We start from the raw sequence: 12,738 nt of genomic DNA, 5'->3' as shown, positions 1-12,738 counted from the left end.
GTACGGGACGGGCCGGCGGCCTCGCGTCCGGCCGGTTCTTCGGCGGGAGTCATGCCAGCACCAGCTCCTCGGCGAGCGCCTGCAGGCGGTAGCGCGCGCCGGCCAGGTTGCCGTCGGCGCGGTCCAGCCAGAGGTGCAGGGCGAGCCTGCTGTCGAACACGGTGCTCACGAAGCAGAACAGGTGATAGCTTCGGCCACCCGTGACGATGATGTCCTGAAGGGGGATCCTGACGTCGTTCTCGTCGGCGAATGTCGGACTGTCAGCAGCCGCGCGCAGCAGGTCAGTTGCCTCCGCCGCCACCGCCTCGTGGTCCCCGTTGGGACTGTCCCCCGCGGCGCCGAGGGCAAGCCCGCTGCTCCAGTCGATCAGGCTCGCGCCGCGCGCTCCCGCTATCTCCATCGCCTGGGACAGGCATTCGTCGATACCCGGCACACGGGCTCCTTCTGAGGGTTTTTCGGCAGCAGGTCGCCGCTGAGCAGGCGCAACCTGGACGGCCATGTCGAGTCGCTGTTCCGACACGGAAGGCTACTCAGGGTTTCCGTATGACGAACATTCCATTGGCATATTCGATTGTGGGACGAATCTTTTCGGCCACCTTGGCGCGAGCCGTCCGCCCCACCAGGATCCGGAACCGGCAGGTAGGCCTACCCTCGGTAGACGTACCGTCACCTTCCGTCCCAGGTGGGGACCTTGGCCGATTCCGCCACCCGCGTCGAGGTTTTGGCGAGTCCCCATCGGTCGGATGGGGTAGGAAAGACCTTCTCCCGGACGTGGGTTCGACCACCGGCGCGGCACCCGGCCGGCGCTCGGCACGGGCGTGGGCGCAGGCGCAGGCAGGGGCGCGGACTGCGCCGCGGGCTCCAGCACGGGCTCCCGCACGGGACCGGACGCCGGCGCGGCGACCTGCCCGGGGTCACCGTCCGGCCTTCGCCGGCCCGCGTCAGTGCGGGGCCGAGCCCAGGACCCAGGCGGCGCCCGACAGGGTGACCATCGAGAGCAGGGTGGAGTACAGCACGGAGTCGCGGGCCAGCACGGTGCTCAACTCGTACTGGCGGGCGTAGACGAACACGTTCTGCGCGGTCGGCAGCGCGGAGCAGACCACCACGGCGAGCAGCTGGTGCGGGGGCAGCCGCAGGACGAGACTGCCCACCGCGAAGGCCACCAGCGGCTGCACCAGCGTCTTGATCAGCACGGACGCGCCGACCTCGGCCGGCAGGCCGGCCCCGGACACGGCCGGGCGGCCGTGCAGCGACATGCCGAGGACGACCAGGGCGGTCGGCACGCCCGCGCCGCCGAGCAGCTCGCAGGAGTGCGCCAGGGCCTGCGGCAGGTGCCGGCCGGACGCCGAGACGGCGCAGCCGAGCCCCGAGGCCAGGATCACCGGATTGCGCAACGGGAGCAGCAGCACCCGGCGGAGCCGGTCCGCCGCGGGGCGGGACGCCGGTCCGTGCCCGCCGGAGGCGGCCTCCGCGCCCGGCCCGCCGGGACGCTCCGGTCCGGCGCCGCCCGCCTCCAGGGTGGCCAGGACGACCGGCGTGACCAGCAGGACCTGGAAGAGCAGCACCGGGGCGATGAAGGTGGCGTCGCCCAGCACCTGGACCGCCACCGGGATGCCCAGGTTGGCGGAGTTCACGTATCCGGCGGCCATCGCGCTGATCGCCTGGTCGGCCGGCCGGCGGCCGAAGACCCAGCGGCTGACCGCGACACCCAGCAGCGAGGCCAGCACCGTGCCGGCCGCGAAGGCCAGCATCGAGGCGTTGACGAAGGAGCCGAGCGGCGTCCGCGCCAGCATGCCGAACAGGGCCGCGGGCATGGCCACGTGGAAGACGAACCGGCCGAGGACGTCCTCGGCGTGCTCCCCCAGCAGCCCCGTCCGGGCGAGCAGGTAGCCGACGGCGGTGAGCACCCAGATCGGGACGAAGGCGGAGAGCAGCGGATACAGGGAGGGCATGGGTCCTCAGACGGTCGGGGAGCCGGCCGGGCACCGGGCGCCCGGCGCCCGGCGGCGCGCACCCGCCGTCCGCCACGCCCGCACCGCCGCGTCCGCCACCCTGCCGGCCGGGCGGTCCACCGCCGCAGCATCGCAGACGTCCGCATTCCGGTCCATCCTGTTTCACCGCCGCCCGCCGGGCGCCCCGGGCCCGCGCCACGCCGGCCGCGCCCCGGGACACCCGGGCACCGCGCGGAGCAGGCCGAAGGCGCCGGCGAGGACGCGCGCGGCCGCCGCCGGGGCCCCGGCCGGCACGCCCGGCTGCTTCATGGGCGGCGGCCCTGACGGCGACAACGACACCGGCCACCCGGCCGCGACATCCGACCGCGACGCCCGGCAGCGACGCCCGACCGCCGCGCGCCGGGGCAGCTCCGCGGCCGGGCGTTGCGTGCACCTCTAGCAAGCGTTATAGTCTCTAACTGTTGCAAGCACCGCCAACAGAACGGGAAATGTCATGACCTCCACCCAGCCCCAGCTGCACGTCGTCCTCGGTTCCGGCCCGGCCGGCAGCACCCTCGCCGCCGAACTGGCCGGCCGGGGCCACCGCGTCCGGCTGGTCAACCGCTCGGGCGCCGGCCCCGCCGTCGCCGCCTCCACCCCGGCCGGCCCGGCCGGAGCCGTCGCCGCCCCGGTCGAGCGGTACGCGGCCGACGTGACCAGGCCCGAGGACGTCCGGCGCGCCGTCGAGGGCGCCGCGGTCGTCCACCACTGCGTCAATGTCGCCTACCACCTGCAGACCGAGGTGCTGCCGCGGGTCCAGCAGGCGTTGCTCGGCGCGGTCGGGGCCACCGGCGCGCGACTGGTCGTCCTGGACACGCTGTACCCCTACGGCGAGACCGGCGGCGAGGTCATGACCGAGTCCACCCCCTGGCGCGCGACCAGCCGCAAGGGCCGGATGCGGGCCCGGCTCGACGAGGTCTACCTCGACGCCCACCGCTCGGGCCGGGCCCGGGTGACGCTCGGCCGGTCGGCCGACTTCCTCGGCCCCGCGGTGATCAACTCCAGCCTGGGCGGCGCGGTCTTCCCCGCCGCGCTGACCGGCGGGGAGGTGCTCGGCCTGGGCGACATCGACCTGCCGCACAGCTACACCTACATCGGCGACGTCGCCGCCGGCCTGGCCACGCTGGCCGCCCACCCCGAGGCCGACGGCCGGATCTGGCACCTGCCGACCGCGCCGGCCGTCACCACCCGGCAGATCCACCGGATGATCGCGGAGCGAGTCGGCCGGCCGCTGCGGACCCTCGTCCTGGACGAGCCCCGGCCCGTCGGCCCCTTCGACGAGACCTTCATGGCCGAGTACGCCGAGATGTTCTACCAGCACACCGAGCCGCAGATCCTCGACTCCTCCGCCTTCGAGCGCGAGTTCGGCCTCCGGCCCACCCCGCTCACGGAGGCGCTCGACGCCACCCTCGCCTGGTACCGCGGCGCCCTGGCCGCCCAGGCCGGATAGCCCGCCCGGCGCGGTGCGCCCGGCGCGGCCGGAGGACGGCCGGCCGACGGACGAGCGGACCGGCGGACGAGCGGTCAGAGGACGAGCGGCCGGTGGGTGGCCCGGATCGGGGCGGGCAGTGCGGTCGACCCGGCGAGGTAGCGGTCGACGGCCGCCGCGGCCGAGCGGCCCTCGGCGATCGCCCAGACGATCAGCGACTGGCCACGTCCCGCGTCACCGGCGACGAAAACGCCGTCACGGCCGGTGGCGAAGTCCGCGTCGCGCGCGAAGGTGCCCTGCGGGGCGAGCTCCAGCCCGAGCTGGCCGGCCAGCGGACTGTCCCGCTCGGGGCCGGCGAACCCCAGGGCGAGCAGCACCAGTTGGGCCGGGACGGCCTGTTCGGCCGCCGCTGCCGGCGGGCCGGCGGCGGGCCCGGCCGAGGCCACGAAGGTGACCCCGCTGACCCGGCCGTCCGTACCGTCGAAACGAACCGTCCGGGCCGCGTAGGTCCGGATGTCCGGGCCGTCCGGGCCCTGGGAGCAGCCGCCCGCGGCCACGCGGAGGTCGCGACCCGCGCTCCCGCCCCCGCCCGGGACTCCGCCCCGGTCCGCACCCCCGGTCCCGTCCCCGGCCTCGTCCCCGCCCGGGCCCACGCCCGGCCTCCCTGCCGGGTAGCCGTACTGCTCCCGGTAGAGGTGGCCGGCCTCCTCGTGCGAAGCGGTCAGCCGGTGGACCTTCGGATGGATCGGCCAGGGCTGGTCCGGCGAGCGGGTGTCCGGCGGCTGCGGGTGGATGTCCAACTGGGTGACCCTCCGGGCGTGCTGGCGCAGGGCCGTACCCAGGCAGTCGGCCGCCGTGTCGCCGCCGCCGACGATGACCACGTCCTTGCCCTCGGCGCTGATGGTCGGGGCGTCGAGGTCGCCCGCGCAGACCCGGTTGGCGATCGGCAGGTACTCCATGGCCTGGTGGATCCCCGCCAGCTCACGTCCCGGCAGGGCCAGTTCGCGCCAGGCGGTGGCGCCGACGGCGAGCAGCAGGGCGTCGTGCCGGGCCCGCAGATCGGCGGCGTCGACGGCGGTGCCCACGGCCGTGCCGGTGACGAACCGGGTGCCCTCGGCCCGCATCTGGGCGATCCGGCGGTCGAGATACCGCTTGGCCATCCGGAAGTCGGGGATCCCGTAGCGGAGCAGGCCGCCGACCCGGTCGGCCCGCTCGTAGACGGTCACCGTATGCCCGGCCCGGGTGAGCTGCTGGGCACCGGCCAGGCCGGCCGGGCCCGAGCCGACCACCGCGACGGAACGCCCGGTCGCCCTCGGCGCCGGCTCCGGGCGGACCTCCCCCCGGGACCACGCCCGGTCGGCGATCGCGACCTCCACCTCCTTGATGGTGACCGGGTCCGCGTTGATGGCCAGGACGCAGGAGCTCTCGCAGGGCGCGGGGCAGAGCCGTCCGGTGAACTCGGGGAAGTTGTTGGTGGCGTGCAGCCGTTCGGCGGCCGCCTCCCAGTCCTGGTGGAAGACCAGGTCGTTCCATTCGGGTATGAGGTTCCCGAGCGGGCAGGCGTTGTGGCAGAACGGGAGCCCGCAGTCCATGCAGCGTCCGGCCTGCAGGGAGACGACGGGCAGCAGCGGGTGCCCCTCGTAGACCTCTCCCCAGTCCTGGGCCCGCTCGGAGACCGGGCGTCGTCTGCGGGTCTGGCGCCCGGTGGTGAGAAAGCCCTTCGGGTCGGGCATCGCAGACCTCCTCGCAGGGGTCTCGCCGGACATCGCCACCGTACGCCCGATATGCCCGGTTTATCCGAACCTGGAACCCTTTGGCGTCATCCGGCCCCGATGCACCCGGAGCCCCCTCCCGTCGCGGTCGGCACCAGTGGGCACGCACGGTAGTCGGTTCATCACTTCACGTGTGACGCAGCACACAGTTATGACATGTACACGGTGTGCAATACTCGCCGAAGCACATCCAGTGCCTTCATTTACAAGGGAGTTGATGAAATGCGCGCTCGGATCGCAGCTCTGACGGTCGTTTCGGCAGGACTGACCCTGGCCATGGCCGGCCCCTCCTGGGCCGCCCCGACCCCGTCGGCCGTCTCGGCGGCGGGCCCCTCGACCTCGGCCACGGCCGCGGCGGCACCCGGCGCCGGCTGTCCGGCCCTGGTGAACCGGCCCTGCGCCTGGCAGGAGCGGAACGGGTCGGGCGTCCTCGGCAGCGCCCTGGTCACCGCCGAGCACCCCGGGCAGCTGACGCTGGTCCGCGTCGACGTCAAGGTCCAGCGGGCCTGGGGCAGTCCGTGGGAGACCGTCGCCTCCTCGACCCGGCTGCAGTACGGAACCGTCCGGGTCAGCACCCCGCAGATCGACGCCCTCGGCCCGGTCGTCGTCTGCGCGACCGGCGGCCCGGCCCTGCGACCGGCGTTGCAGTCGACCACCTGCACCACCCCGCACTGACCGGGCGGCCCGGCCCGCAGGCCCCGGACGGCTGACGGACGGACGGCGGACGGACGGACGGCGGACCGGCGGCGGACGGCGCAAGCGGGTGAACCTCACGCCAGGGGCGTAGCCCCGGCCCGGGGTTCCGCGTTGAGGCGGGCGTGAGCAGCAGCCCCGGAGAGCACCAGGTCCAGCCCGGACGACGCCAGGCCTGGTCGCCCATGCTCCCCCTCGGCGCCCGTCCGCCGGACGGCCCGCCCGCCGGCCACCCCGTCGGCCACCCCGTCGGCCACCCCGCTGACCGCTTCGGCCCCGGACGGACGACTGCCGGCCCCGCGCCGGGCCGGCACCCGCTCGTGGGGGCCGACGACACCGTCCGTCTCAGCAGCGCCCAGGACACCCTCCAGGTGATCGCCAACGCCGACCGTTGGGCGCAGCTCACCAACGCCCTGGACGAGGCGCTGGTCCCGCTCGCCGTCGGCGACGTCGACGCGCTGCGCCACCTGGCCAAACTGGAGCAGCCCGTGCTCGACGCCCTGACCCGCTGGATCGGCACGGCGAACCGGGGCCCCGGCGGGTGGCCGCCCAGGCCCGCCGGCGGCCACCCGGCCTGACGGCGGAACGGCGCCCGCTCCCCCGCCGGGGGCTCCCGTCCCCGGGAGCGGGTGCCGTGTGGTGCCCGGCGGGCGGGAGGAGGAGAGTGGAAGGAGCGCGGTCGGCGGACGGAGGCAGCCGGGGGGTCGGATCGGGAGGCCCGCGATGACCTTTGTACAGATCGTCGAGTGTCGTACGGAGCAGCCGGATGAACTGAACCGGCTGATGGACACCTGGATCGAGCAGACCCAGGGCAGGCGCACCGCCACCCACAGCATGGTGGGTAAGGACCGGGACGACGCCCAGCACGTCGTGGAGATCATCGAATTCCCCTCGTACGAGGCGGCGATGCGCAACTCCGGTCTGCCGGAGACGGACCGGATCTTCCGCGAGATGGTGGCGCTCTGCCAGGAGCCGCCCACCTTCACCAACCTCGACCTGGTCCGGGACGACCAGTTCCACAAGGAAGCGGCCCGCCGCCTCCTGATGGACCCGTCGACGGGTGACATGTCCGTCCTGGACGAACTCCTCGCGCAGGACTACTGCGACCACGACCCGACGATGGACGGCGACACGGTCGGCCCGGCCGCCGTCAAGCGGATGATCGAGGGCTACCGCACGGCCTTCGACTTCACCTTCGACATCCAGAGCCAGATCGCCGACCGCGACCAGGTGGCCACCCGTTGGATGTGGCGCGGCACGCACATCGGCGAGTACATGGGCATGGCTCCCACCAACAAGACCATCGAGTGCGCCGGAATGACGATCTTCCGGTTCGAGGACGGCAAGGTGAAGGAAGGCTGGTGGAGCTGGGACGCCGTGGCGATGATGCGCCAGATGGGCATGATGCCCGCCTGAGGCCCCTGCGGGGAACGGCAGCCGCCCGCCCGGGTTGCCGGGGCCCGCGCGGAGGGCGCGCGGGTGGGGCACGGCTGTCCCACCGCGGCGCTGCCGTCCGTGGTTGCGGTCGGCCCGGGGCCGGGCCGAGGTACCGCTCAGGCCCCGGTGCCGATCCTCAGCTGGAGGGCGGGGAAGCGCGGGGCCGCGAAGCCGAGCGAGCGGTACAGCCCCGCGCCGTCCGCGGTGGCGTTGAGATTGACCACCCTGGCCCCGGTGTCCGCGGCGAACCAGGCCAGCAGGGCGTCCAGGCAGGCGCGGGCGTGGCCGCGGCCCTGCCGGCGCGGGTCGGTGCTGACGTTGAAGACGTGCCCCTGCAGGCCGCTGCGGTTGGCCGGCCCGGGGGCGTGCCGCTCGCAGCTGCCCACCGCGCAGCTGACCACGCCGAGTTCGCGGTCCTCCACCAGGAAGGCCGCGAACTCCTCGGGCCGGCCGAGGCGTTCGGTGAACCAGGCGAGGGCGTCCGCCCGCCACGGCGCCTGCTCCGGGCCGGTCGGGACGTCCATCGCCTCCAGCATCAGCCCGCGCAGGCGGACCAGCGCGGGTGCGTCGGCGGCGGTGGCGCGGCGTACCGCGCCGGCCCGGCCGACCAGGGCCGCGCCGGCGGCCGGCGGATCGGTCTCGTTCATGGGACGCCATTGTGCTGCACCCACCCCGCCCCGGCCGGGGGCGGGTGTCCGCCGCCCCCGGCACCCGGGTGACCCGGGCGGCGCGGGCAGGCGTCAGCGCCCGGCGGCCCCGGCCATCGCGCGCAGGGTGACCGTCATGTTCCGGCGCAGCTGGGCGAGCCGCCCCGCGACCACCTCCGGGCCGAGGCCGCTCTCCGCGCCCTCCCGCAGTCCGGTCAGCCCCGGCCCGTGGGTGAAGGTCTGCGTGACCACGGTGCCCTTGCCCGCCGCCCGCAGGTCGTAGCGCCACAGCGAACCGGGCCGGGCCGCGTCCCTCGCGTCGTCGAGCACCACCCAGGCGAACACGGCCGGGCGGACCGCTTCGGTCACCACGCACTCGACCGTCGCGACGAACCCGTCCGGGTACCGGTTGCGGGCCCGGAACCGATCACCCGCGCGGGGCACCGCGCCCGCCCGCGAGGTCCATCCGGCGCGGACGCACTCCGGGCTCCACTCGCCGATCCGGGTGACGTCGACGGCGAGGTCCCAGACCCGCTCCGGCGGCAGGTCCACCGTCACCGTCACCTCGGTGGTGGCGCCGGTGACCAAGTCCCGCCGGGCCATCGCCGTACCTCCGTCCGTCGCTGCCGCCCGAGGGGCGGTCGGTACGGGAAGCTACTCCCCCGGTCGGACATCGCGGGCGGCACGCCCTCTCTTTCGTGCATATGTTCGATTACGGGCGTAGGGTGGAGCCATGACCATCCAGCTGCAGGGCAGCCTCCTGGACGGGACGGACGAGATCGGGCTCCGCCCGCTGACGGCCGTCCGCCGCACCGTGCTCGGCGCCGGGGCCTGGGTCGACGTGCTGCCGGGCTGGCTGACCGGCGCCGACGAGCTGTTCGAACGGCTGGTCGCGGAGGTGCCCTGGCAGGCCGAGCAGCGGCAGATGTACGAGCGGGTGGTCTCGGTCCCGCGCCTGCTGGCCTACTACCGGGAGGGGCGCGAGCTGCCGCACCCGGTGCTGGCGCAGGCCCGGTCGGCGCTGAGCGCGCACTACGCCGGCGAGCTCGGGGAGCCGTTCGTCAGCGCCGGGCTCTGCTACTACCGGGACGGCCGGGACAGTGTCGCCTGGCACGGGGACCGGATCGGACGCGGCGACCGGGAGGACACCATGGTCGCGATCATGTCGGTCGGCGAGCCGCGCGCACTGCTGCTGCGGCCGCGGTTCGGCGGGGGCGCGAGCGTCCGGCACCTGCTGGGCCACGGGGACCTGCTGGTCATGGGCGGATCCTGCCAGCGGACCTGGGAGCACGCCGTCCCGAAGACGGTCCGGCCGGTCGGGCCGCGGATCAGCATCCAGTTCCGCCCGAGCGGGGTGAACTGAAGCACCCTCGGGCCGGGCCCGGGCCCGGAAAAGATTGGAGCGCCGGGCCCGATTCGAACGGACTCTTCCTACTGAAAGTAGGACGTGCTCCACCAGCACCACCGACGCATGGCCGAAGATCAATCCCTCGGCGACATGAATACTAGCAGCTCATCGAGGTCTTCCGATCATCGTGCCGGGCCGGCCGGCTGACGGTCCGGAGCGCCGGGCCCGGCCCCCGCCCGGGAAGTGGCGGGGAGACCGGGCCCGGCCGGCCCGCCGGGCTTCAGCCCGCCCGGTGGACGACCTCGCCGCCCACCACGGACAGCTCCACCCGGGCGTCCAGGATGGCCTTCGGCTCCAGCGCGAACAGGTCGTCCGAGAGCAGCACCAGGTCGGCCAGCTTCCCGGGGGCGAGCGAACCGAGTTCGGCGTCCAGGAAGTTTGCGTACGCACTGCCCAGCGTGTAGCCGCGGACGGCGGTGGCGAGGTCCAGCGTCTCCTGCGGCATCCAGGCGTCACCGCCGGCCAGGCCGCGCCGGGTGACGGCGGTGTACAGGCCGATCAGCGGGTCCATCTCGGCCACGTTCCAGTCGCTGGAGAGGGCCAGGGTGGCACCCGCCCGCTGGAGGCTGCGCATCGGCCAGGCCTTGGTCCAGCGCTGCTCGCCGACGGCCTCCGCCCAGTCCCGGCCGGGGCCGGCGATGTCGGGCGAGCAGTGCCGGGGCTGCATGCAGGCCACCACGCCGAGTTCGGCGAACCGCGGGACGTCCGCCGGGTCCAGGCACTCCACGTGCACCACCTGGTGCCGGGCGTCGCGCGGGCCGTTCACCCGGCGGGCGTGCTCCACGGCGTCCAGGACGGTGCGGATGCCGCGGTCCCCGGTGGCGTGCACGAAGGCCTGGAAGCCGGCCGCGTCCAGGCCGGCCAGCACCTCGGCGAACTCCTCCGGCGGGTAGAAGGTCTCGCCGCGGTGGCTGTGGTGCCCGGCGTAGGGCTCCAGCAGGGCGGCGGTGTGCGGCTCCACCACGTCGTCGATGTAGAGCTTCAGCGGGCCGACCCGCAGCCGGTCGGAGGTGTACCGGCGGCTCACCTCGGCGAACTCGGCGAGTTCGGCCGCGGTGGTGCCGCGCGGGTGGAAGAGGGCCGCGACCAGGCGCGAGCGGAGCCTGCCCTCGGCCATGGCGCGTTCGAACAGGGCCAGGTCGTCCAGCGAGTTCTGCGGCTCGACCACGGTGGTGATGCCGTACCGGGCGGCCATGTCCAGGCTGCTGAGCAGTCGCCCGTACTGGCGGTCCGGGGCCGCCCACGGCACGCCCGCGGCGCGCAGCGCCCGGTGGCCCGCCCGGGAAAGGCCCTTGACCGCGAAGTCGGTGAGGAAGCCGGTGGGCTCGCCGGTGGCCGGGTCCTTGCGGACGGTGCCGTAGGGCAGTTCGGTGGTGTCCCGGGTGATGCCGAGGCGCCGCAGGGCGGCGGTGTTCAGCCAGGCGGTGTGCACGTCGTAGCTGAGCACGAAGGCGGGCCGGCCGACGGTGTACGGGTCCAGGTCGGCGGCGGTGGGCATCCGGCCGCCGGGGATCGCGGAGTAGTCGAAGGCCTCGCCCTCGATCCACTCGGCGTCGGGGTGGCTGCGCAGCCGCTCGGCGATCCGGGCGCCGATCTCGGCCAGGCTCGCGGCGCCGGCGAGCTGGACGCAGTCGGCGTCGGAGCCGAGCCGGACGTGGTTGTGGCTGTCCACGAAGCCGGGCAGCACCAGCCGGCCGCGGGCGTCCACCACCTCGGTGCCGGGGCCGGCCAGCACGCGCCAGCCGTCCCCGTCGCCCACCCAGGCGATCCGGCCGTCCCGGACGGCGATCGCCTCGGCGCGCGGCCGGGCGTCGTCAACCGTGTGGACGTGGGCGTTGTGCAGGACGAGGTCGGCGGGGCGGTTCACACGTTCTCCGGGAGCGTTGCGGGGGCGGTACCAGGGGCGGCGGGGGCGGCGGCCAGGTCGGCGGGCAGGGTCAGGACCCAGTGGGTGGCGCTGCGCGGACGCAGGTAGCCGAACCAGTAGGCGATGCCGACCAGCAGCACCGCGCCGGTGATCAGCAGGTCACGGGGGCTCTGCCGGGTGAGCGAGTACGCCAGGACGCCGATGGTGACCAGCGGGACGACCGGCCAGAGCGGCATCCGCCAGGCCGGGGTGGCGCGGTGACGGGCCCGCCGGGCGGTGAGCGCGGCGCAGCCGAGCAGCAGGTAGATCACCGCGACCACGACACCCGTGAAGCCGAGCAGGGCGTCGATCGGGACGGCGAGCGCGAGCACCACGCCGGGCACCCCGATGGCCAGGGTGGCGGCCCAGGGCGAGCCCCAGCGCGGGTGCAGGCTGCCGAGCACCCGGTTGACCGGGTCGGGCCAGGTCCGGTCGCGGGCGGAGGCGTAGAGCACCCGGCCGTTCTGCAGCACCATCACGATGACGGCGTTGAGGATGGCCGCGGCGATGCAGAGGGAGACGAAGGTGCCGACGGTGCTGCCGGCCCAGGAGTCCACCACCGCGACCAGGTCGCCGGCGGCCAGCTGGTCGGCCGAGTCGACGCCCAGGCAGATCGCCGCCACCGGGACGGTGATCAGCACCACGCCGGCCAGCAGCGACCAGAGCACGGTGCGGGCGACGGTGCGGCGCGGGTCGCGTAGGTCCTCGGAGAGGTACACGGCGGTGCCGAACCCGTTGTAGGTGAACAGCGCGACGGCGAGGCCGGAGATCAGCAGACCGGTGGTGAACGGGCTGGTGCCGCCCTGGCCGTCGGGCACCACGGCGTGCAGCAGGGTGGAGACCGGCTGGCGGACGTGCAGGAAGCCGAGCACGCTGACCAGGGCCGCGGCGAGCACCTCGATGCCGAGGAAGATGCCGGTGATCAGGGCGTTGGACTTGATGTCGAGCACGCCGACGGCGACGGCGAGGGCCATCACCAGCGCGCCGGCCACGGCCGGGTCCAGCGAGACGACGGAGGAGAGGTAGCCGGCCGCGCCGAGGGCGATGATCGGCGGGATCACCAGCAGCGACACCACCGAGATCACGAAGACCAGCCAGCCCGCGAGCCGTCCGAGCAACTGCCCGACGATCGAGTACTCGCCGCCGGCGCTGGGGACGAGCGTGCCGAGTTCGGCGTAGCAGAAGCCGACGCCGAGCGAGAGCGCCGCGGCGATCAGCAGGGTGAGCACGGCGCCGCTGCCCTGGCTCTGCAGCAGTGGCGGCACGACGATGAACAGCGAGGAGGCGGGTGTCACGCAGGAGAGGGTGAGCAGCACGCCGCCGAAGACGCCCAGGGAGCGCGGCAGCGCGGTGAGATCCGGCTTGGGGGATTCGTTCATCAGGCACCCGGACTCGGTAGAAGACGGTGGGGGTGCCCGTCATTCAACGCGTGGCAAAAAGATCGCGTCAAGGCTT

The 12,738-nt window shown here is 74.4% G+C and carries 12 protein-coding genes; 5 read left to right on the top strand and 7 right to left on the bottom strand.

All coding sequences use genetic code 11. The features are described 5' to 3' along the window. Positions 1-49: 49 nt before the first annotated feature. Positions 50-433, bottom strand: a complete 384-nt coding sequence (locus IE329_RS11235; RefSeq protein ID WP_073927059.1) for a roadblock/LC7 domain-containing protein — start codon at positions 431-433, stop codon at positions 50-52. Between the two features lie 508 nt (positions 434-941). Further along, a complete protein-coding gene (locus IE329_RS11230; protein ID WP_190210718.1) occupies positions 942-1,952 on the bottom strand; it encodes an AEC family transporter in 1,011 nt (336 codons plus the stop codon). Positions 1,953-2,445: 493 nt separating this feature from the next. Here IE329_RS11230 and IE329_RS11225 point away from each other — a divergent pair, with 493 nt between their 5' ends. Continuing rightward, entirely contained in the window at positions 2,446-3,441 is a 996-nt protein-coding gene (locus IE329_RS11225) for an NAD-dependent epimerase/dehydratase family protein (protein ID WP_190210717.1), read from the top strand. A 74-nt stretch (positions 3,442-3,515) separates the two neighbouring features. Here IE329_RS11225 and IE329_RS11220 read toward each other — a convergent pair whose 3' ends face one another. Further along, on the bottom strand, positions 3,516-5,153 hold the full coding sequence (locus IE329_RS11220; RefSeq protein WP_190210716.1) for a glutamate synthase subunit beta: 1,638 nt from the start codon (positions 5,151-5,153) through the stop codon (positions 3,516-3,518). Between the two features lie 261 nt (positions 5,154-5,414). On the opposite strand from IE329_RS11220, the gene IE329_RS11215 reads away from it, so the two are divergent. The 3 genes from IE329_RS11215 to IE329_RS11205 all read left to right on the top strand — a co-directional run bounded on the left by IE329_RS11215 (position 5,415) and on the right by IE329_RS11205 (position 7,301). Next, positions 5,415-5,867 carry a hypothetical protein gene (locus tag IE329_RS11215; protein ID WP_190210715.1) on the top strand — a complete coding sequence of 151 codons (453 nt, stop codon included), beginning with the start codon at positions 5,415-5,417 and terminating at the stop codon, positions 5,865-5,867. A gap of 143 nt (positions 5,868-6,010) precedes the next feature. Further along, entirely contained in the window at positions 6,011-6,463 is a 453-nt protein-coding gene (locus tag IE329_RS11210) for a hypothetical protein (RefSeq protein ID WP_190210714.1), read from the top strand. Between the two features lie 145 nt (positions 6,464-6,608). Beyond that, on the top strand, positions 6,609-7,301 hold the full coding sequence (locus IE329_RS11205) for an ester cyclase (protein WP_190210713.1): 693 nt from the start codon (positions 6,609-6,611) through the stop codon (positions 7,299-7,301). A 137-nt stretch (positions 7,302-7,438) separates the two neighbouring features. Here IE329_RS11205 and IE329_RS11200 read toward each other — a convergent pair whose 3' ends face one another. Both IE329_RS11200 and IE329_RS11195 read right to left on the bottom strand, forming a co-directional pair. Then, the gene (locus tag IE329_RS11200) at positions 7,439-7,969 is read right to left on the bottom strand and encodes a GNAT family N-acetyltransferase (protein WP_190210712.1); all 531 of its coding nucleotides are present in this window, start codon (positions 7,967-7,969) and stop codon (positions 7,439-7,441) included. A 93-nt stretch (positions 7,970-8,062) separates the two neighbouring features. After that, positions 8,063-8,572 carry an SRPBCC family protein gene (locus tag IE329_RS11195; RefSeq protein ID WP_190210711.1) on the bottom strand — a complete coding sequence of 170 codons (510 nt, stop codon included), beginning with the start codon at positions 8,570-8,572 and terminating at the stop codon, positions 8,063-8,065. A 130-nt stretch (positions 8,573-8,702) separates the two neighbouring features. Between IE329_RS11195 and IE329_RS11190 the strand changes: the two genes are divergently transcribed. Beyond that, a complete protein-coding gene (locus IE329_RS11190) occupies positions 8,703-9,332 on the top strand; it encodes an alpha-ketoglutarate-dependent dioxygenase AlkB (RefSeq protein ID WP_190210710.1) in 630 nt (209 codons plus the stop codon). A 265-nt stretch (positions 9,333-9,597) separates the two neighbouring features. Here IE329_RS11190 and IE329_RS11185 read toward each other — a convergent pair whose 3' ends face one another. Further along, entirely contained in the window at positions 9,598-11,244 is a 1,647-nt protein-coding gene (locus IE329_RS11185) for an amidohydrolase (protein ID WP_190210709.1), read from the bottom strand. Then, the gene (locus IE329_RS11180) at positions 11,241-12,662 is read right to left on the bottom strand and encodes an APC family permease (RefSeq protein WP_190210708.1); all 1,422 of its coding nucleotides are present in this window, start codon (positions 12,660-12,662) and stop codon (positions 11,241-11,243) included. The genes IE329_RS11185 and IE329_RS11180 overlap by 4 nt, the downstream gene beginning before the upstream one ends. Positions 12,663-12,738: the final 76 nt, after the last annotated feature.

This window comes from Kitasatospora indigofera, from assembly GCF_014655955.1.
Taxonomy (GTDB): domain Bacteria; phylum Actinomycetota; class Actinomycetes; order Streptomycetales; family Streptomycetaceae; genus Kitasatospora; species Kitasatospora indigofera.
Note: the sequence above shows the minus strand (reverse complement) of the source record. Positions and strands in the feature narration are given on the sequence as shown.